Here is a 20090-nt window from a genome sequence, read left to right as displayed (position 1 = left end):
TTCTGTTGGTATCCTATAATTTATTCATGATCAGAATGGAAATCAGCAGACCATAAATGGCAACACCTTCACCCAACGCTACGAAGATCAGTGATTTACCGAAGTTCTTAGAGTTTTCGGAGAATGCGCCGATTGCGGCAGGAGCAGCAGCAGCTACGGCAATACCGGCGCCTAGTGCAGACATACCAGTTACAAGTGCAGCGGCCAGGAAGCCTAAACCCTGAGCGATCGAGCCTGTCATCTGATTGACAGAATCAACCGTAGATGCGGCAAATACATGCATGCCGTTTGCTTCAAATAAAATACATCCCGCAACTAACGCAAAGAATAAACTAACGTGGGTTGCCAGGCGAAGCTTGGCACTGTGTTTGCTTGACTTACCCCTGAATACTGAAATCAAAGGCAGTGAAATTAATAAAACGATCATTAATGGTAAAAGAAATTCAATCATTGTTAACATATTTTATACCCTCCATGGATTAATCCGAGTTTTTTAATGATTGGAAAGCGTATCCGTTTCCTTCAAAATAACGTGAGAACATTTCGTAGAATTCAAGACGCAGTACCTGAATACCGACGATCATACCTTCCATCGCCATGACAAAGATATTACCGAAGATCATAACCGCTAAGGAACCGCCGCCGACCATATGGGACAGCGTTGACACAACCAGCATCATGCCGGCATGAGACAGTACAAATCCGCCGATACGAAGGAAAGACATCGTATTCGCTACGAAACTCAAACATACTTCAAATAATTCAAAGAAGCTTTCCGTGAAGAAACCGCCGAAGCCGTCCGGAAACATATCCTGCTTATCCAACTTCCGAATCAGCGGCTCTTTCATGAATATCAGAAACAACGGCAGGATGATTAACAGCAGCACATAAGGCAAACTGAAGACAGCTATCCCAAAGCCCATCTGCAGCGCTGCTCCAACCAATACCGCGGTATAAAATACCAAGCCGGAAATACCATTCTGTGAGAATAGCATTTCACCATAATCACGGCGCTTGGCATTCAAAAATATATTCATACAGATACAGGTTACGATCAACACAGCACCGATCACAACCGTACAAATCAATAACGGCATTGTAAAATTACCGTCCAGCACTTCGATCGGCTTCCCTGCCAGACCGAAGACTTTTGTATAAAGCGGGGTCAGGATCTCTTCATTTCCAAACACTGATCCATAAACCAGCCCGAAGAATGCCGAGGACAAGCCGATGCGCACACCGACTTCACCAAGCTGCATATGCTTCCATTTATAAGCAATATAACCGACTAGGGACAATACCAGCCCCTGCCCAACATCACCGAACATGATGCCAAACAGCAGCGTATAGGTAAAAGCCACAAACGGTGTCGGGTCAAAATCGCGATAGCCAGGCGTACCGTACATTTCTACAAACATTACGAATGGCCTGGCAAACCACCCATTTCGTAGTTTCGTAGGCGGCGTCAGTCGCATATCACTGCTGGCTGGGCGGTCCTCGATTTCAACTCCTTCCAAATCTTCAAATGTCTTCACGACATCTGCGACGTCTCGTTTAGCAACAAAGCCGGTAATACTGAAGCGTTCACCGAGGCACAATACAAACTGTCTTGCCTCATACGTACGATTCAGGAATTCCAATTCACCCTTAATCTGAGCGAAACGATCCTTGCAGGATTCTTTCAGTTTCAGCATCTCTTCATCAAGATGGGAAAGCTGCTTATAATCCGTATCGATCTCCTCCTGTATCATCTCTTTAGCTGAATCAGGAGTTCCATGTACGAAATCCGGGATACGAATACGTTCAAAGTACAGCGAGGAGAAGATATTATCCACTTCCCCCTCATATTTGTTGGTAGTGATATACACACACCAGCTGTAAGCTTTGTCCTGAGAGAATGACTTGAAGATAAATGGACGGTTGTTATAATACTTCAACTTATCAACGCTGTCTAACGGCAGTCGTCCGAAACGAATCTTAATAAACTTACAGGAAAACAAGTCATCGAAACTAACATCCAAGGTCTCGATGTTATTCAATTGAAACAAGGCATCCTTGTTTTCCTGGATGACCTTTATCAGGTCCTCTTTTACTGTTGCGATCTTTTTATACTGATCATAAACGCGACCGATATATTCTCGGGTCTCCATCAGATTGTAATCCTGCTCACGCATTCTCACTTCTGGAAGCTCCAGTTCCATATCATGACTTATTTCCTGAAACTGAGTGAGCAGCTCCGTGTATGGATTTTCTTCATTTAAAGTTGTCAGTCCACCGACTTTATCGGCAATGCGCGATGCGGGTACCGGGTGAAAGTTATCCAATTCGATAAACCGCAGCAAGACATCACTCAAGTGAACTTGATCAGACAGGATATTCACCAGTCTCATCTTTTCGATTGCCATACCGATAGCCTCCTTTCTAATAAATCAGCATTTTTTCAATATTTTCAGGTGGCACTCCATAACGGATACCTTCAATAATATTGATTAGGTTTTCTACTTCAAATTGAAGCAGAGCGATAAATGTGTAATACACAAGCGGCGCTTCATTGGAAAAACGCATATATCGGCGGCACGCATTGTAACGAATCGTATCTGCATAATACTCAATAAATGCGAAATCGCTGTCGTCCATATATAAATGGAACGGTCCATCCGCCAGCAGACGCTTGAACGCATCCATCGTCGGTGCTGCCATCAGCTGTTCCAGGAACTGTTCGGACATGCGGGAACACTTCATCAATGAACCGCGGATCACATCCAGATCCTCCTGAAAAAACTTCCGGTAACGGTAAATCTTCGTGATATTCATCAATTCGATCTGCGTATCGACAATCGTAAGCAGCTGTTTACGAGTTTTGCTCTTAAACGACTGATTGATTACCTCCCGCAGATGATCAAAGTAATACGACTGCAGCACATGCTCGCATGATGTGTAGTCAATCGCCTCACCCTTCTGCGGCTGAAACGGTGCCAGCAGATTGTAGTAAGGAGTCTTTCTCAACAGCTGCAGCAGCTCCCCAAAGGTATGAACCTTTTCCAGATCCGCAAGCTCAAACGATGTATATTGATTCAAATACATCGGAACATCGGACAGAAATCCTTCATACAGCTCTGAATTCAGCATTCGCACCCGTTCCAAAATGAAATCGATTTCTTTTGTGATTACATCACAGCGGTAGAAATTACGATTTTCATTTCCGGCAAAATGCACAAGACGCATTCCCTTGTCAAACACATGGCGGTGCAGCAGGTTCTCCAGCTGTCCGCGATGAATAGTCGCTTCATGAACATCACTGAGCACTTCGCTGTAAGCTGTCTGATGCTTCAGATAAAACGTGATATCGGCAACGCTCTTGCGCCGCAGCAATTCATCGTAATCTTCTTTCGAAAGACGGCCTCCGTACATGCTCTTGGCCTTTGAAACAACGGCATTGGTAGCAAATGACATAGGATCACCTCTTTCTTAAACATCCAGACAACGCGCAACCAGCTCGTCTACCCATTGATCTTTTTTACGGTCATAGAGGTCGCTCAGCTGCGTCAATGCCTTTTGATAGGCTTGCTCCTGTTCCTGCTTCTCCAGAACGATCTGATGTTCCAGTTCCTTGCGGTACTGCTCCACCTCATCCTTGGAAGCATCCATATACCGCTTCGTAACTGAATCACGTTCTTCATTGATCGATTTCTGAATGTTGAACTTATCATGATTGGCCTTGTCGATGCGTTCACGAGCCTGCCGATCTGATTCAATTACATCACGGATGATTGTATCCAAAGCAATCCCTCCTTTCTGTAATATTTTCCTTTCTATATATCTATATATATGACCTTAGGTCAGGAAAACCACCTCTTAGTATAAACCTTTATTCCTTGATGTCAACAAATTTATTCTATGGTAAAATACGGCATTTTGTGACACTTTACCAGACGATTTATAACGTCTATTTTTTCACCCTTTGATAAAAATAAGAAGATATCGGATTCGCTTTTAAACAAACGGTTTTTTCACCTAATCCTGTAAGCTGTTTCAGCGATTCATCGGGATGGAAGGTAAGTGAATAAGCACACAGCGCCTGATATTTCCAGGCAGTCGGTTTCGCGCCGTATTTCACATCACCCATCAGCGGATGGTTCAAGGCGGAAAAACAGGCTCGAATCTGATGACTTTTTCCGGTATGAAGCTGTACCTCTACCAAGCTGTATGCATCTGCTGTATCCAGTATTCGATAGTCCATCCGGACCTCTTTATATCCGTCCTTGGGCGTCATCGATATTTCCGCATGGTTATCGTCCTGCTTCTGATGATACATGCATAATGCGTCCTGCTCCTTAGAAAGCACCCCTTCAACAATACACAAATAGCGTTTGTCAATGTTGCGATCCTTCATCAGCTGATTCAGTTCCCGCAAGGAAGCCGCATCCTTCGCCGCCAGCACCAGACCGCTGGTATTACGGTCGATACGATTTACAAGTGCCGGGGCAAAGCTATGCTCCTGCGCCGGCTGATAGATCTGCTGATCATACAGATAGGCTTGAATCCGATCGATCAGGGTATCGTGGTCATCAGGCTGATCACTGTGTACAAGCAATCCGGCCGGTTTATCAACAATCAATACATGCTCATCCTCATAAACAACTTTCAAATCCCGCGATGCTTTTAAAAACCGATAATCGATCGGCTGATCAAAAAATTCTTCTGGGATGTAACATTGCAGCACATCTCCCGCTTTTAATTTTTGATCTATCGTGCAGCGCTTTCGATTCACCTTGATCTTTTTACTTCGAATATATTTATACATGAGATTTTGCGGCAGCTGCTTCAGGGTCTTTTTTATAAATTTATCAACCCGCTGACCGGCATCATTCTCGTTTACTGTTAGTTCCCGCATACTTCATCCACCTTTTTCATCAGTATAGCACCATTTACAGCATATACCAAAACAAAGCACCTCAGAAGCTCTAAAAAATAGACAGATAGGAAATATTGTATAAACCTTATAAAAAGCATGATAAAATAAGAGCAGAAGCATTCTTTTTGCATCGCATGAAAGGAGCCCGCTATGTTTACTTTGCGGATGTCTGTACGCAGCCTGGTTGAATTTGTTTATCAGTCCGGTGATATTGATCATCGGTTTTTAAGCGTTGAACGAGCGCAGGAAGGCTCTCGCATCCATCGCCTTTTGCAGCGCACATCGCCGGATCCGTATGAAGCCGAGGTATACTTTAAACATCAGCAGATTTATCATGATATCTGTTTTGAGATTGAAGGAAGGGCAGACGGCATTATCAAAAAGAACGGCCGTATCATCATTGATGAAATCAAAACCGTTCATGTGCCGTTATCAGAAATTGAAATTGATTATCGAGATGTTCATTGGGCTCAAGCAATGTGCTATGCCTATTTTTATCTATTGGAACAGAATGAGCTTAACAGCATCCTTGTTCAGCTGACGTATTTTCAGGTTGACGAAGAAACCATCAAGCAGTTTCAAAAGGAATTGACCCGAGCGGATTTGACTGCTTTCTATGAAAAATTACTGCACGATTACAGTAAATGGGGCGAGCTTCAAAAAGAACATGAAGAACGCAGAAATGAATCTATCCAGAAATTAGTTTTTCCGTTTCCATCTTATCGAGATGGACAGCGCAGACTAGCGGTAGCCGTTTATAAGACGATTTTGGATAAGGATGTTTTATTTGTACAGGCACCGACAGGCATCGGCAAGACGATGTCCACCCTTTTTCCTTCGATCAAGGCAATCGGTGAAGCCAAGGTAGAACGGGTTTTCTATCTGACAGCGAAGTCGATCACCCGCAGCGTTGCTTGGCAGGCGCTTGCATTGATGAAACAAAAACAGGTATATCTGCACAGTATAACCTTAACCGCAAAAGACAAAATGTGTTTTTTAAAAGAACGCAATTGTGATCCCGAAATCTGTCCTTACGCAAAAGGATATTATGATCGCGTAAAGGAAGTCATGTATCAAGTGCTGATTCAGCATGATATGATCGGTGAGGATATTTTAAAAGAGTATGGAAGAAGCTATCAGGTCTGTCCCTTCGAATTATCACTCGACCTTTCCTTATATTGTGATGTCATTGTTTGTGACTACAATTATGTTTTTGATCCGCAGGTTTTTTTAAAGCGTTATTTCATGGAACCGGGCGGTAAACACATGTTTTTGATCGATGAAGCTCATAATCTGGTTGATCGGGCTCGTTCTATGTTTAGTGCTTCCCTTTCAAAATCGAGTTTTAAAAAAGTCCGGAAACAGCTTCCAACCAGTCAAAAGAAGCTGCGGCAGGCTTTGCAGAAGGTGATGAAGGGCATGGATACGCTCATTGAAGCAGATGAAGCACGAAGCTTTCTAATTGTAAAGGAGCCGTTTCTTGGACTAAACAAATTGCTTCAGCAATTTCAGAAAATATGTGAGCCGGTTCTCGCGGAAAATGCCAAAAGTGCTTATGAAGAAGATCTTCGTCAGCTGTATTTTGACAGTAATGCTTATCTTCGTATCAGCGAGCTGTACGATGAACATTATGTAATGACGATCAATCGAACATCTTCTGATATCACGGTAACGCAGTTCTGTATTGATCCGAGCTTGTTGGTGAAGGGTACACTGAAAAAAGGAACGGCTGCTTGTCTATTTTCAGCAACGATGACGCCGCTGCCCTATTTTCTGTCCTTGCTTGGAGGAGATGAGGATACCAAACGGCTGATGCTGTATAGTCCCTTTCCAAAAGAAAACCTAAGCGTGTTTATTCACGACGGTATCTCAACCCGTTACCGGCAGCGAGCAAGCAGCATTCAGCCGATTGTAAAGCTGATTCATACTGCCACAGCTCTGCGCTGCGGAAATTATATTGTTTATGCTCCAAGCTATCAATACTTGCATCAGATTGCACAAGCGTTTCAAAATGCGTATCCTGAGGTTACTGTCCGTGTCCAGCACAGTGATATGTCAGATGAAGAACGGGTTTCCTTTCTTCAGGCATTTGATGAAGAAGCCGATCAGACAATGATTGGATTTTGTGTCCTTGGAGGAATGTACGGAGAAGGCATTGATCTTCGCGGAGATGCTCTGATTGGAACTATCATCATCGGCGTAGGGCTGCCGCAGATCAATGAGGAACAGAATATATTTCGTGATTATTTCGAGGAACAGAATCAAATGGGCTATGAATATGCCTATGTATTCCCCGGCATGAATAAAGTTCTGCAGGCGGCGGGACGAGTAATTCGTACCGAAACAGACCGCGGCTTCATTTTATTGATTGATGATCGCTATACCACTGCTCAATACCGCCAGCTTCTGCCCCCGCATTGGGATCATTATACGATCATTCATCAGGAGCAGGATTTAAAAGCAGCGCTGGATTCCTTTTGGAATAAATAACCGCTGAGTACATAGAGTACAGAGAAAGGACTTCCTATGGGAAAACATATGACCCCTATGCAAAATGTAATCTGTATCATCAGCATCATACTCGGTGCTGCTCTGATCCTATATTATTTACTGCTTAAAATATTTTATCAGTATGTCGCTTTTTCTATGTATTTAGGCGCAGCAGGAATTTTGCTGCTGTTGTTTGGCTTTCTGCAAAAGCATTATCAAATATTTATCTACGCACAGCTTCACCGTTTCTGGCAAATTGTAATTTCTGTGATCCTAATCGTATGCCTGCTTATATTTGCCGTTACGGAAGGTTTGATTCTCTATTATGGACATACACGTTCTCATGAAAAAACTGATGTGATTCTAGTTTTAGGAGCCGGCTTAAATGGCAGAGAAATATCCAGCACCCTAAAATATCGTCTTGATGCTGCACTGAAAGCCCATCATGAGCAGCCCGGTATTCCGATCATCGTCAGCGGCGGTCAAGGGTCAAGAGAAGCTATCACCGAAGCAAAAGCAATGGCAGATTATCTGCTCCGGCACGGAGTGCCAGCAAGCTTAATTATAAAAGAAGACAACTCCTCTAACACCTTTGAAAACTTTCAATTCAGTAAAAAACTGTTTTCTGAGAACGCAAAAGTATTAGTTATTACAAATAACTTCCATATGATGCGAGCGATGTATATCGCAAAAAAAGCAGGTCTTGATGCTTATCGCTATCCAAGTCCCGCCCATTATCCTACTTCATTCAATTTTCATATCCGGGAATTCTTTGGCCTTGCCAAAGATATCCTGTTTCATTAATTTCAACCCAAATTCTTCTTTCCATAACTGGCTGATAGAGTCCTTGACGATACAGCCGGTTTTTTCCAGCTTTTCTCTGCTTTGATGACCGCGGCTGATCAATATACATTCGCAGCCGCACGCCTTGGCAACCTCACTGTCATGAACGCTGTCTCCAATGAACAGTACTTCATCTGTATGAATATGCTGATTCTGGATCCAGTTAACAGCCACATCCACTTTGCTGTATGCACAGATATTATCCAAGCCCAGAATATCTTCAAAATAAGGAAGAATATCATATTGGGCTAACTGACTTTGCAAATGATCCATACGGGAAGCAGAGATGATATACTGCTTCAGACCAAACTGCTTAAAATGAGCCAGCGTTTCCTGAACATCCTGAAAAAGTGAACAATTCATTGATAGCGGTATATAACGCTTCATATATTGATTTGCCAAGATATCAAAGGAAGTGCGGTCAAAATCAAATCCAACATCCCGGTAATAGTCTTTCACCGGAAAGCGAAACACATTGCGATAGGATGTCTTATCTACAAGCGGCAGGTGGTAGCGTTCCAACAGCTCATTCAAGGATTTCATGCATACATCAATATCATCAAACAGTGTCCCGTTCCAATCCCATACGATATACTTCTTTTGTTTCATCAAGCCGCCTTCTTTCATTGAATAACTAATTTTTACTATTATATTCATCCTGTGTAAAAAATGCAAGATAAAAGCAGCAATGCACATGATTTTATGAAGAAAAGAAGGATTGCTGCGGCAAGATGCTGCATACTAAGCAGTTATCTTAAAAAATACAGAGTTATACAAAAGGATATAACTTTTTATTGATTACAAAACGATGAAAGCATTGTCGAGTCGGCAGATCAAGACACCAAACAGTCACATAATTGTATTGCTTGAATCTCTTCATAACGCCAATTCGTAATCCTTATATGGAGCAATGTAAAAAAAAGTGATGCATATTTGTTTACACCTTATGAAAAAATCCTAAAAAAGACAAAAAAAGCATGTGTCCCATCCTCTCCACATTCAATGCTTATATTTCACTTATCAGCATCAGAAAGTCCAGATAGGATACACATGCTATATTGTTGTATTAATACATACGGGCGTATTTTTTGAAATATTCATCATTTTTATTATCTTCACCCATTACGTTTAAAGAAATAAAAACCGGCGGTTCTAAACCGGCATCACGAATATAGACTGCGGCTAATACGGTAATTGCCTGGGCAATAAATGCATTGGCAATGCTGGATGTAGGCAGTAATGGAGCGGCAATACCCTCTACCGTCAGACTGGAATCTCCCAGCATACCACAGTTATCAATCACAACATCTGCTACCTCCATCAGCTTTTTTCCGCTTTTCGCTCGGGATGTACAAGCTTCTGAATGCTTGCGACTGGTAATAGCGATAACCGATGCCCCGCGTTTCTTCGCTTCGAGAGCCATTTCTACCGGATATGCATTACGGCCTGAATTGCTGGCAATCAAAACTACATCACCAGCTTTGATATCATATAAATTAACTAAGATGGTAGCGTAACCATCTAAACGTTCTAACTGTGAACTCTTTGTCGGATGATCTGTCAACGTTAATTCCGGAGTTAAAATCGGCGTAACACAAGCCAAGCCTCCAGCTCTTCCATAAAACTCCTCCGCAACTGTATGGGAATGACCGCTGCCAGTTACAAAGAATTTATGTCCCTTCACAAACGCTTCTCCAATCAGCTCTGCAGCTCTTTCAATCGGTTCCTGCTGAGTTGTTTCAATGGCATCAACTACTTTTTTTCCTACTTCAAAAATGGTATGGTACATATTGCCCTCCTTTTCTCCTCACTTACTTTTCATCATAACTGGCAAAATCATTTTGTCAATCACCTTTTCAAAAAAGTTAAATGCACAATAATAAAATACTTTGCTCAATCCATATATGAGGATAACTAAGATATTGATAATATAATCAGAAAAATATCATCTTTTTTAAAACATCACCTAAAAATAAACAAATTATATAGGAAAACGTAATCAAGCCACGTAAAGGAAGGTATTCCTTATATAGATTTCTCACGTATAAGAAAAGACTGTCAGATTTCCTATATCGACAGTCTGTATTTGTAAAAATTTTACATGTAGTAAATTTGGTCTTTGTATTTTTCAAGCAGGGCTTGATTAAACGCATCGCCGCCATCTACATTAGCACTATGAAAAATCGGCGGTTCTATTCCCTGTTTCAGTAAATATTCCACTACTTCGATCAGCAGCATATTTACAATCGCTGCTCCGCAAACTGTGGAAGTCGGGGCAATCTTTTGATCCATTCCCTCCAGCAGCATGCATGAGTCTTCAAAATCACCACAGTTATCTATTACATAATCTGCGCATTCGTATAGTCGTTTGCCGCTTCGATGGCGTGAAGTTACCTGCTTGCTGTAAGTCAGATTGGTGATGGCTATTACCTGTATCCCTTTTTGTTTTGCCGCCAAGGCCATTTCGATTGCGATGGTATTACGGCCGGAAACAGAATGGATAATTAAAATATCTCCAGCTTGAATCTGTGTATGATTCAGAATCACCTCACCATATCCTTCAATTCGCTCCATCGCCGAGGTCTGCGTCACCGGACGAGTATTCAGCATAACTTCGGATGGCAAGATTGGGTTCAATACCGCAAGTCCGCCGGTTCGATAAAACATTTCCTGGGCAAGTATCCCTGCATGTGACGCACCAAATACAAAAACCGCATGCTGCTCTTGAATCACTTTTGAGATGCTTTCCGCACAGCTATTGATCACAGCTTCCTGAGTATCCAGAATCTGATCGAGCAGTTCATGAATGTGCGCAATATAATTTTGCTTATAGCTCATCTCCGCACCTATAAATTGCGGATGCGATGGAAATACTTATCCACGATTTTATCATTATGATCTGCACAATTTTCATCCATAAATGCCATATGCCCATTGTAATATACATCCGGCTCAAAGCCTCGCTGTACCAGCAGCTCCACCATCTGCGTCAGTACAGCATTCTGCAAAAACACATTGGGTATCGTGCTTGTTGAACCAACCTTCATCGGAAAGCCCTCGATATCCACTGCTGCATCACCAATCAAAGAACAATTATCAAGTACAACATCAGCGACATCTTTCAGCTTTACGCCGTCCTTATGTTTGGTTTTCAGGAAATCGCTGTATGTTACAGCCGTGATCGCTATCACCGGAATCCCTTTTTCTTTCGCCCGGATAGCAGCATCCACCGGCGCAATATTATTTCCCGAGTTTGAAATAATAATCATACAATCATCGGAAGTGATGCGGTGATAATCCACGATCAGTTTACCGATACCATATGTATTTTCAACATAATAGCTTTTTGTGATCTCAAAACTGCCCGTAGCACTCTGTTCCAACAGAGCGCAGTAATTGGCAGGTGTCGCCGCCCGCCAAAATGCATCATCGGTCACCAAATGCGAATGACCGGTCCCAAAGCCATAAATAATACCGCCCTTTTCCGTTGTATCAGCCAAAATCTCAGCGGCCTTCATGATTGCTTCGCCTTGTGTTTCTAAAACTGTTGATACAACGTCCTGCATCGTTTTAAAATAATTTTCCCATGCCTTCATTAGCTGTTCTCCTTTAATAGTCCAGCACTTTTGAAAGTTTTACTTCCTTATTCATGTTGGATACCTGATAAATCAATTCTACACCTTTCTCTTCCAACTGTCGAAATACTTTTCGATCATCATCATCAACAAACAGTGCAACATCGATTTCTTTCTTACCTGCTTCGTTATACATGCCTCCAATATGGAGGGTAGAGATCGGATAACCTTCCTCCATTGTTTTCAGAGCATCCTGAACATCACGATATACAACCATCGTACGATTGCCGTCAAAATCCTCATCTAAAAAGCATTCTGCTGCTTCTTTACAGGTAAGAACCCGGAAATCACAGCCAAACGGCACTGCTAATTCAAGAAGCATAATTTGATCATCATCCATCGCCGCCTTATCATTCACAACAAGTATTTCATCGACCTGATACACTTTAGCAAAAATAGAAGCTACCTGACCATGAATCATTCTTCCGTCGACACGACTGTAAACAATTGACATATCCATCTCTCCTTTTTATATCACATACATCAGCGTTTTACTGTTTTCAACAATTTTGGTGATATCCTCAATACCTTGAATTGTCTCTCTTTGAAGCAGCACTTCCAGCAGCATTGCCAAATTCAAGCCTGCTATGACATGGACGCGGCTGAACTTACGGGAAAGCAGAAAGGAAGCATTAAACGGACTTCCCCCTTTTAAATCACATAATATATAAAATTGATCTTGCGGATATTTTTCAATGATCGCACGCAAACGGCAGGTTAAACAGTCTAAGCTATCATCCGGCAGGAAAGGGACGGCAAACACCGTCTCCCTGTCCTGCTTTCCGGCAATCATTTCCGCGGATTCCAGAAAGGCTTCTCCCAATCGGCCGTGCGCCGCCAGAATAAATCGATTCATTATCCGCAAAGTCCTGTTAAGGTGAAAACCAAAGCCAGTGCGAAAATCACAAACACCAATTTTCCTGATGTCCATTTCTTACGAAAGAAGAATACCAGCAGCAGAGTCAATCCTAGCGGCAGCAGTCCTGGGATAATTCCATCCAACAGCTTTTGTATATCAATTGGACTCATACCCTGAAAATTCAATACCTTCGTAATCTTGAAATCAACCCAACTAGATACCAAACAGCCGAGAACCATCAAGCCGAGCACACTGCTTCCCTCGGATATCTTCTGAATGATATTGCTGGTCTTGATATCTTTTAAAATACTTACACCCTTGCGGTAACCATAGAAGGTTGAATAATAACGGAAGCCTTTATCAATCACATTATATACGATTAAGAAAAACAATGGACCGGCAATACTGCCGTCTAATGCCATGCCCGCTCCAATCGCACCCAAAATTGGAATAATCGTTGCACCGATGATTGAATCACCGAGTCCGGCAAAAGGTCCCATTAAACCAACCTTGATATTGTTAACAGAAGCTTCCAAATCTTTTGTATCGGTACCTTCGGGCATGTTTGCAATTTTTTCTTCAATGGCAATCGAAGTACCCATGATTGGATTTATAAGGGAGTTATGAGTATTGAACATTTCCATATGGCGCTTACACGCTGCTATTCTGCGTTCTTTATCAGGATAAAATTTACGCAGAAGCGGAGCGATCGAATACAAATAGCCCAGTGACTGAAAACGTTCATAGTTGATCGTACACATTTCAAATAGTGAACGGAAGAAGACTTTTCGAATATCCTTATTTGTTACCTTCACTTCAGAACGTCCTTTTAACGCTTCAGATGCGGCATTTCCCATTTCCATCTTGATTTCTTCCATATTCCTACCCTCCTTTAATTACCCGCACGACCGCGGCGTCTTTCGGTTTTTTCATCCATAGAATTCACATATAGCAGAGCTGCGGCCATACCAAGCACACCAATGCTGATCAGCGTTCCGCCGAATGCAGCTGCAATTACAAATCCAGCGATGAAATACGGAAGAAGTTTCTTTTTGTACATCATGACGAACAACATAGCGAATCCAAGTGCCGGCATCATGCCGCCTGCGACTTTCAGCCAGGTATTGATCCAATCAGGCATGTTATTCACGAGTGTGCTGACTGCATCCGCGCCCAGAAAAATAGCAAGAAATGCAGGAATGAATCCTTGGAAGAAGAACATAATACATCCGCCGATCTGCAGCCGGCAAAGCTTATCAATGTCACCTTCTGCCGCATAGGCATCTGCCTTATGCATGAAGCCGCCATTCAGCGTCCACATAAACATCTGCAGCATCTGCGCACACACTGCTACCGGTAATGCCAGGGCGACTGCCGCTTCACGATCCAGTCCGGATATGATACAAAGGGCTGTTGCAATCGCGGTGCCGCATGTCGCATCAGGCGGAATTGCCGCACCTACCGTGATATTTCCTAAATAGACAAGTTCCAGTGTACCGCCAACATACAGTCCTGTTTCCAAATCTCCAAGCGCGAGTCCCATAACGGTTCCGGTGATGATCGGTCGAGCTGCTTTTAAATGGATTCCCCCATAAATATCCCATTCCAGCAATCCAGCTACGACACCGACTAAGAGTGCTAAACCTAGATTGTTCATAAAAGTTTCTCCTTTTCTTTTTCTAATTTGAAAACGAATAAAACTTGAAACAAAGCTTTTTCGTACTTACGAAACAATATTTTTGTATATACATTTTTTATATTTAAACTATATAATACCGCTTATAACTTGTCAATAGAATATTTATGGAATCTATGATCTTTTTTCATCACAAAAAGTTTACTATCTAATCATATAAAAAAAGCCAGATTTCTGCCAGCTTATTTCGGTGAATCCAGTATTTGTAAAAAAACAGACCTTATTCGGTCTGTATATTGATTTTATAATAGCTGTATTTTTCGTTATTGAAGAAGCAATCACCGCATTTCAGTGGAATACCGTTTTGATCACTCACAACATCAAGCAAACGCAGGGCGATTCCTTTACTTTTGCCATACAGCAACAGACTCATATCTTCTTTCAGATTGACTGCAGTTACTGTCTCTTCCACGCAATACATAAAAATATCATAATCCCTCTCCATTACACCATATAGTGAGTCTTTACTGAAATCGTAATTCATTAAGCCAGGATAACGATCAGCCGGCAGATAAATATCTTCAACAACGATAGGTTCCCCATCGGCATAGCGAATACGGCTTAAACAATAGGTTTTCTGTCCAACATCGAGTTTTAGATTCAAACGGATCAAATCAGGCGGCAGAACCTCTTTAAAATTCAAAATTTCACTGGTGATTTCAATGCCGTATTCTTTCATAGATTCCCTAAAACTCAGAAAGGAACGGTTTTTTTGGACAATATTACTTTTGTGGACAAACGCACCTCTGCCTTTAATCCGATATATATATCCTTGACCGACTAGATTATTGATAGCTTGACGGGCAGTCATTCGACTGACGTGATACATTTCAATAAATTCACGTTCTGTTGGCAGCTTTTGATTCGCCTTGTAGGTTCCATCTTTGATCCGCTTCTTAATATCCTCTTCAATTTTCAAATAAATAGGCTGATCTGCACTCATGTATATGACTCCTTTACTTATTTTTATAGCTTCATTATACAAACAGCATTAGACAATTACAAGGATTGAAAATAAAAACTGTAATTATTGTTGACATAATCACTCCATTTATGTATAGTTTATTTATATTTATTGTATATACATTTTTGTAAAAGGAGTGATGTTAAAACATATGAAATTTCTGTTTCAGAATAGGAAATAAGGAGGATAAGCATTTTCTATGAGTAAAAAAGAACTTTTTGATTATATACGCGGAAACATGTTTGTATCTTGTCAAGGAACCTGTGCAAAGGGAAATCCGTTCTATACTCCCGAGCGCCTGCTGCTAATGGCAAAGGCTGCATACCGTGGCGGATGTATCGGTTTTCGAGCCAATACGCCTGAAATTATCTCACTGATTAAGCGCGTCTATCCCGATGTACCGATGATCGGTATCTGGAAACAGTATACCTTTGGAAATGATGTATATATCACACCATCGATGCGTGAAGTAGACCGCATAGCTGAAATTGGCTGTGAAATCATTGCCCTAGATGGCACGCACCGTAAAAATGCTGATGGTGAATATGCCTGGGAAATTATTCCGAAAGTAAAAGCTAAATATCCAAATATTGCTATCATGGCTGATATCGGTACGATTGAAGATGCCAAGTATTCCTATGAAGCTGGAGCCGATATCATCGCTACAACAATGAGCGGGTATACTGAGAATACAGCTGATAAAACGGATACCTGTGATTTTCAACTGATCAAGGACATTCGCAGTATGTATCCAGATATATTTATCATTGCAGAAGGTAGAATTTGGACACGCGAAGATGCCCAAGCTGCCATGGACTGCGGAGCTGACTCCATTGTGGTAGGAAGCGCCGTGACTGATCCGCAATGTATCACGCAGCGTTTTGTTAAACATCTTAATGCGCATAAATAAGCAGGTGCAAGCCTGCTTTTTATAGAAAGGATATATTTATGAACTACGATTTTGATACAATTATTGAACGCCGACACACCGCATGTGTCAAATACAAAGAGCAGCTAATGAAGAACCGCCCGGATGACAGTATTATCATGACCCTGGCGGATATGGATCTACCGGTGATGAAGGAAGTAAAGGATGCCATGCATCAGCGCTGTGATCATCCAGTTTACGGCTATGGTGAACTGAAAGAAGAACTGCCGAAGCTCGTCTGTTCCTGGTATCAAGAACGGTATGATACACCTATTACACCAGATTCCTGCGTAATTACACCAAGTGTAAATACCGCAATCGCTTGGTGTATACAAACCTTTACCAAACCAGGTGATGGTATTTTGATACAGAATCCCTCTTACTCACCATTTCGCAAAAATATAATCCTAAATAATCGCCGGTGTCTGATAAATGAACTGAACTATCGAAACGGTCAATATGAAATTGATTTTCAAACATTTGAGGAAGCATGCAAAGAAGCCTCAATGTTTATCCTGTGTTCCCCGCATAATCCAATCAGCCGGGTATGGTCAAGAGATGAACTGAAAAAAATGCTTCATCTCTGCAATCAGTACCATGTTCTCATCATCAGCGATGAAATACACTGCGACTGGTGTTTTCAAAAGCCATTTCTGCCAGCAGCAACGTTTCAAGATTCCGTCATTACGATCGTATCTGGCTCAAAGACCTTTAATTTGCAGGGACTCGAAACATCCTTTATCTTTCTGCCCGACAAGAAGATGCTTGCAGACTATCAGCATACTGTAGCAGCAATCAGCTATATGAACAATCAATGCTTCAGCGAAGCTGGTTTCAAGGCTGCTTATCAGCATGGTGATGAATGGCTGAATCAAGCCAAGGAATATGTTTACGGTAATTATATGTATATGATCAATTACTTCCAACAACATCATCTGAAGCTGTCCTTTTCACCTTTAGAAGCCACATTTCTGGCTTGGCTGGACTGCAGTGAATATGTGCAATCCGAAGCAGAAATGATCGATTTATTTGAAAATAAATGTCATATATATGGGAACACCTTTACCCATTTTGACTGCAAACACCCCTTTATACGTTTAAATATTGGGGTTTCCCGCAAGGTTATCGAAGACTTCTGCAATCGTCTTGCACAGGTTATTCAAAAAGAAAATTCTTGATAAAAATATACCATAAAAGCGAAATGCAGGAGAAAGAGACATACTCTTCATTACAGGTATTTATTATTGTTTGATTTCATTTAAGGTATCACACATACGCTTTAATCCCTTTTCGAGGGTCGCACGCGGACAGGCTAAATTGATTCGCTGCCACTCTTCAAATCCAGCCCCAAAACCGGCTCCACCCTGCAATTCAACATGACCCTTTTGTTTTAATTGTTCACAAATATCAGCCGGCAGCATCATCGCACGCAAGTCTACCCATGCCATATACGTAGCTTCCGGTTTATTGCATACAGCCTTAGGAAGATGCTTCTGCAGATAGGTAATCGTATAATCAAAATTATGATCTATATAATCCAGACATTCTTCAAGCCATTTATCACCGTAACGATATGCGGCATTTAATGCTTCTAAACCGAATATATTGATACTGGACAAGCCGGATGCTTTTGCTTGAACTGCCAGAGCTTCCTTAAGCTTAGGATTCTTTATTACAGCATAGGAAATTTTCAGTCCGGCCAAATTGAATGTCTTGGTCGGAGAGCCTAACAGAATCAGATTATCGTGATATCGTTTTGGCATCGTATAGATTGAATGAAGCTGATGGGGTTTCAAAATCAAATCTCCATGTATCTCATCAGATACCAACCAAACATGATACTTACGGCAGATCTCACAGAGCTTTTCCAATTCCTCATATTTCCAGCAGCGGCCAACCGGATTATGGGGATTGCATAAGATCATCATGCGAATGGACGGATCCTTACTAAGCTGTTCATCCAAATCCTCAAAATTCATTGTCCAAGTGCTTCCATCATACAACAATGGATTATATACGACCGTGCGCTCCAAGCTTTTGGGTGTATTGAAAAACGGAGGATAGACCGGCGTCTGCACAATGACTTTTTCCTGAGGTTTCACCAATAGCTCAACCAGTGAATAGATCGCATAGACAACTCCGGTTGTCATAACGATTTCTGCTTTTTCAATATTGTTTTGATGATGTTTTAATTCCCAATCAATAATTGTTTGATACACCTCATCCACAACATCCGTATAACCAAAGATGCCATGTTCAGCGCGCTTTATGATCGCCTGGGAAACTTCCGGCAGACAGTTGAAATCCATATCTGCTACCCACAGCGGGATTACATCTGTCAAATGGTACCGAGATTCATATCGATCCCATTTTGTAGAAGCAGTACCGCGTCGATCATTTGCTGTATCAAAATCATATGTCATAATCATTCCTCCTGGTTTCTTTCTATCTATTGTACCATTCGTGCCGATCAATACGAACCAAAATTCGCATTCTGATAAAAAAGTATATTTTCTGAGTGAAACCATCCACTTTGATTTACCCTTTCAATCAAAAATTTTTAACAAAGTATTACATCCAAAATTAACAACACAACAAAAAAACATTCGCAGCAATACATAGAAGATAATATCCGTATCGCTATCATTTAAGAAATCACCAAGTTATCTTTTTAGGATACTCTGCATCCGCCAAAAGTATTAATACAGCAGGCTTTCAAAGGAAAAGCAAAGTCTAACAGTATGAGTCAATGTATGATCTCTGAGGGAATACCGATTATCAACCAATTCCTTATTCAATTACCTATATAAACAATTGCAACATTGATTTACTTGAATAGGATGAAAAAAGCTTGTTAATTAACTAGGAACCGTATTGTTATTCAGCCATTAAAAAATAATTAAAAAAACGAAAAGGGATTATGCATTTCAGCATCATCCCTTATCTATTTGTGATTTATCGAAGGTTACAATACAAGCATACGAGCGGATCGATTTTCGAATGAGATAAAGAGCGGCCATTCTTTCCATCTCTTTTATCATAGCAGGAATCGTTCAGCACACAGCAAGCATCAGTTTTTCCTATGAAAATCAATATTCATATGTGATGTTCACAGCCATGAAACCGGTAACTCGATCCGTAGGATTTCTGTTTACTTTAGTTTTACAAGCTATTCTTTTGTTTCTTCTTCAACTACTGCTTTCTCAACAGTTTCAGCAGCTTTTTCATATCCGTCTTCAAACTCTTCATTCCAATATCCTTCAGGCATATAATCCATACCATCATAACCATAAAAATCATATTCATTCATACGATCATAGTATGGCTCCGGACGCATATTGCCACAGGAACAGCACGGTCTTGGCGGACATGGACGCGGCGGGCACGGTCTTGGCGGGCATGGACGCGGCGGACATGGTCTTGGCGGGCATGGGCGTGGCGGACATGGCTTTGGCGGGCATGGACGCGGACGGCATCCACATCCAGAACCTATTCCATCATGACAGCTATTGTCATTGGAACAGCCACAGGTATTGAGACGGCAGCCGCAAGGACGGCATGGACGAACCGGAGCCGGACGCCAGCCACAGCAGTGACCATTGGAAGTTCCGTCACATCCGCAGGAATTTCCGCGTCTGCTTTCACGGCACTCACCAAAGCGCTCATTGTTGCTACGGCGTTCATTGTAACGTTCAGATACATAGCGATTGCATCCACAACGAGAAGATTCAATCATATATATTCCTCCTTTTCATAGAGA

Annotated in this window: 20 protein-coding genes; 4 read left to right on the top strand and 16 right to left on the bottom strand. The window is 41.7% G+C overall.

Annotated elements, in window-relative coordinates; genetic code table 11:
• Positions 1–13: 13 nt before the first annotated feature.
• The 5 genes from GSF08_RS05130 to GSF08_RS05110 form a co-directional block, all read right to left on the bottom strand.
• The gene (locus tag GSF08_RS05130) at positions 14–460 is read right to left on the bottom strand and encodes an ATP synthase subunit C (RefSeq protein ID WP_160624780.1); all 447 of its coding nucleotides are present in this window, start codon (positions 458–460) and stop codon (positions 14–16) included.
• Between the two features lie 19 nt (positions 461–479).
• Positions 480–2405: a V-type ATP synthase subunit I gene (locus GSF08_RS05125; protein ID WP_160624779.1), complete on the bottom strand. Its 1926-nt coding sequence runs from the start codon at positions 2403–2405 to the stop codon at positions 480–482.
• Between the two features lie 16 nt (positions 2406–2421).
• Positions 2422–3453 carry a V0D/AC39 family V-type ATPase subunit gene (locus tag GSF08_RS05120; protein WP_160624778.1) on the bottom strand — a complete coding sequence of 344 codons (1032 nt, stop codon included), beginning with the start codon at positions 3451–3453 and terminating at the stop codon, positions 2422–2424.
• Between the two features lie 15 nt (positions 3454–3468).
• Positions 3469–3780 carry a hypothetical protein gene (locus GSF08_RS05115; RefSeq protein WP_160624777.1) on the bottom strand — a complete coding sequence of 104 codons (312 nt, stop codon included), beginning with the start codon at positions 3778–3780 and terminating at the stop codon, positions 3469–3471.
• Between the two features lie 166 nt (positions 3781–3946).
• A complete protein-coding gene (locus GSF08_RS05110) occupies positions 3947–4894 on the bottom strand; it encodes an RluA family pseudouridine synthase (RefSeq protein ID WP_160624776.1) in 948 nt (315 codons plus the stop codon).
• 171 nt (positions 4895–5065) lie between these two features.
• Here GSF08_RS05110 and GSF08_RS05105 point away from each other — a divergent pair, with 171 nt between their 5' ends.
• Positions 5066–7405: an ATP-dependent DNA helicase gene (locus GSF08_RS05105; protein WP_160624775.1), complete on the top strand. Its 2340-nt coding sequence runs from the start codon at positions 5066–5068 to the stop codon at positions 7403–7405.
• A gap of 36 nt (positions 7406–7441) precedes the next feature.
• On the top strand, positions 7442–8209 hold the full coding sequence (locus GSF08_RS05100; RefSeq protein ID WP_160624774.1) for a YdcF family protein: 768 nt from the start codon (positions 7442–7444) through the stop codon (positions 8207–8209).
• Here the strand turns inward: GSF08_RS05100 and GSF08_RS05095 are convergent.
• The 9 genes from GSF08_RS05095 to GSF08_RS05055 all read right to left on the bottom strand — a co-directional run bounded on the left by GSF08_RS05095 (position 8150) and on the right by GSF08_RS05055 (position 15381).
• Complete coding sequence (locus GSF08_RS05095; protein ID WP_160624773.1) at positions 8150–8857, bottom strand: HAD family hydrolase; 708 nt, start codon at positions 8855–8857, stop codon at positions 8150–8152. The genes GSF08_RS05100 and GSF08_RS05095 overlap by 60 nt on opposite strands.
• Before the next feature lie 457 nt (positions 8858–9314).
• Positions 9315–10037 carry an SIS domain-containing protein gene (locus GSF08_RS05090; RefSeq protein ID WP_160624772.1) on the bottom strand — a complete coding sequence of 241 codons (723 nt, stop codon included), beginning with the start codon at positions 10035–10037 and terminating at the stop codon, positions 9315–9317.
• A 308-nt stretch (positions 10038–10345) separates the two neighbouring features.
• The gene (locus GSF08_RS05085; protein ID WP_160624771.1) at positions 10346–11086 is read right to left on the bottom strand and encodes a sugar isomerase domain-containing protein; all 741 of its coding nucleotides are present in this window, start codon (positions 11084–11086) and stop codon (positions 10346–10348) included.
• 8 nt (positions 11087–11094) lie between these two features.
• On the bottom strand, positions 11095–11844 hold the full coding sequence (locus GSF08_RS05080; RefSeq protein WP_160624770.1) for a sugar isomerase domain-containing protein: 750 nt from the start codon (positions 11842–11844) through the stop codon (positions 11095–11097).
• Positions 11845–11857: 13 nt separating this feature from the next.
• Positions 11858–12337: a PTS sugar transporter subunit IIB gene (locus GSF08_RS05075; RefSeq protein ID WP_160624769.1), complete on the bottom strand. Its 480-nt coding sequence runs from the start codon at positions 12335–12337 to the stop codon at positions 11858–11860.
• 15 nt (positions 12338–12352) lie between these two features.
• Positions 12353–12739 carry a PTS sugar transporter subunit IIA gene (locus GSF08_RS05070; RefSeq protein WP_160624768.1) on the bottom strand — a complete coding sequence of 129 codons (387 nt, stop codon included), beginning with the start codon at positions 12737–12739 and terminating at the stop codon, positions 12353–12355.
• Positions 12739–13620 carry a PTS system mannose/fructose/sorbose family transporter subunit IID gene (locus tag GSF08_RS05065; protein ID WP_160624767.1) on the bottom strand — a complete coding sequence of 294 codons (882 nt, stop codon included), beginning with the start codon at positions 13618–13620 and terminating at the stop codon, positions 12739–12741. The genes GSF08_RS05070 and GSF08_RS05065 overlap by 1 nt, the downstream gene beginning before the upstream one ends.
• Positions 13621–13634: 14 nt before the next feature.
• Entirely contained in the window at positions 13635–14399 is a 765-nt protein-coding gene (locus tag GSF08_RS05060; protein WP_160624766.1) for a PTS mannose/fructose/sorbose/N-acetylgalactosamine transporter subunit IIC, read from the bottom strand.
• 259 nt (positions 14400–14658) lie between these two features.
• Complete coding sequence (locus GSF08_RS05055) at positions 14659–15381, bottom strand: GntR family transcriptional regulator (RefSeq protein WP_160624765.1); 723 nt, start codon at positions 15379–15381, stop codon at positions 14659–14661.
• 220 nt (positions 15382–15601) lie between these two features.
• Here GSF08_RS05055 and GSF08_RS05050 point away from each other — a divergent pair, with 220 nt between their 5' ends.
• The gene (locus GSF08_RS05050; RefSeq protein ID WP_160624764.1) at positions 15602–16312 is read left to right on the top strand and encodes an N-acetylmannosamine-6-phosphate 2-epimerase; all 711 of its coding nucleotides are present in this window, start codon (positions 15602–15604) and stop codon (positions 16310–16312) included.
• A 38-nt stretch (positions 16313–16350) separates the two neighbouring features.
• The gene (locus tag GSF08_RS05045; RefSeq protein ID WP_160624763.1) at positions 16351–17508 is read left to right on the top strand and encodes a MalY/PatB family protein; all 1158 of its coding nucleotides are present in this window, start codon (positions 16351–16353) and stop codon (positions 17506–17508) included.
• 63 nt (positions 17509–17571) lie between these two features.
• Here GSF08_RS05045 and GSF08_RS05040 read toward each other — a convergent pair whose 3' ends face one another.
• Together GSF08_RS05040 and GSF08_RS11520 are read right to left on the bottom strand one after the other, a co-directional pair.
• Positions 17572–18753: a MalY/PatB family protein gene (locus GSF08_RS05040; protein ID WP_160624762.1), complete on the bottom strand. Its 1182-nt coding sequence runs from the start codon at positions 18751–18753 to the stop codon at positions 17572–17574.
• 746 nt (positions 18754–19499) lie between these two features.
• Complete coding sequence (locus GSF08_RS11520; protein ID WP_249805924.1) at positions 19500–20066, bottom strand: hypothetical protein; 567 nt, start codon at positions 20064–20066, stop codon at positions 19500–19502.
• Between the last annotated feature and the right edge of the window lie 24 nt (positions 20067–20090).

The sequence above is a fragment of the Copranaerobaculum intestinale genome (genome assembly GCF_009831105.1).
Taxonomy (GTDB): Bacteria; Bacillota_I; Bacilli_A; order Erysipelotrichales; family Erysipelotrichaceae; genus Copranaerobaculum; species Copranaerobaculum intestinale.
This window is presented reverse-complemented; position numbering and strand designations above follow the sequence as displayed.

Bases quoted from the DNA above. Each gene is read 5' to 3' on its own strand.
- GSF08_RS05125 (WP_160624779.1), bottom strand. From the start codon at position 2,405: ATGGCAATCGAAAAGATGAGACTGGTGAATATCCTGTCTGATCAAGTT.
- GSF08_RS05130 (WP_160624780.1), bottom strand. From the start codon at position 460: ATGTTAACAATGATTGAATTTCTTTTACCATTAATGATCGTTTTATTA.
- GSF08_RS05105 (WP_160624775.1), top strand. From the start codon at position 5,066: ATGTTTACTTTGCGGATGTCTGTACGCAGCCTGGTTGAATTTGTTTAT.
- GSF08_RS05100 (WP_160624774.1), top strand. From the start codon at position 7,442: ATGGGAAAACATATGACCCCTATGCAAAATGTAATCTGTATCATCAGC.
- GSF08_RS05090 (WP_160624772.1), bottom strand. From the start codon at position 10,037: ATGTACCATACCATTTTTGAAGTAGGAAAAAAAGTAGTTGATGCCATT.
- GSF08_RS05050 (WP_160624764.1), top strand. From the start codon at position 15,602: ATGAGTAAAAAAGAACTTTTTGATTATATACGCGGAAACATGTTTGTA.
- GSF08_RS05040 (WP_160624762.1), bottom strand. From the start codon at position 18,753: ATGACATATGATTTTGATACAGCAAATGATCGACGCGGTACTGCTTCT.
- GSF08_RS05055 (WP_160624765.1), bottom strand. From the start codon at position 15,381: ATGAGTGCAGATCAGCCTATTTATTTGAAAATTGAAGAGGATATTAAG.
- GSF08_RS05060 (WP_160624766.1), bottom strand. From the start codon at position 14,399: ATGAACAATCTAGGTTTAGCACTCTTAGTCGGTGTCGTAGCTGGATTG.
- GSF08_RS05095 (WP_160624773.1), bottom strand. From the start codon at position 8,857: ATGAAACAAAAGAAGTATATCGTATGGGATTGGAACGGGACACTGTTT.
- GSF08_RS11520 (WP_249805924.1), bottom strand. From the start codon at position 20,066: ATGATTGAATCTTCTCGTTGTGGATGCAATCGCTATGTATCTGAACGT.
- GSF08_RS05075 (WP_160624769.1), bottom strand. From the start codon at position 12,337: ATGTCAATTGTTTACAGTCGTGTCGACGGAAGAATGATTCATGGTCAG.
- GSF08_RS05085 (WP_160624771.1), bottom strand. From the start codon at position 11,086: ATGAGCTATAAGCAAAATTATATTGCGCACATTCATGAACTGCTCGAT.
- GSF08_RS05080 (WP_160624770.1), bottom strand. From the start codon at position 11,844: ATGAAGGCATGGGAAAATTATTTTAAAACGATGCAGGACGTTGTATCA.
- GSF08_RS05110 (WP_160624776.1), bottom strand. From the start codon at position 4,894: ATGCGGGAACTAACAGTAAACGAGAATGATGCCGGTCAGCGGGTTGAT.
- GSF08_RS05070 (WP_160624768.1), bottom strand. From the start codon at position 12,739: ATGAATCGATTTATTCTGGCGGCGCACGGCCGATTGGGAGAAGCCTTT.
- GSF08_RS05045 (WP_160624763.1), top strand. From the start codon at position 16,351: ATGAACTACGATTTTGATACAATTATTGAACGCCGACACACCGCATGT.
- GSF08_RS05120 (WP_160624778.1), bottom strand. From the start codon at position 3,453: ATGTCATTTGCTACCAATGCCGTTGTTTCAAAGGCCAAGAGCATGTAC.
- GSF08_RS05065 (WP_160624767.1), bottom strand. From the start codon at position 13,620: ATGGAAGAAATCAAGATGGAAATGGGAAATGCCGCATCTGAAGCGTTA.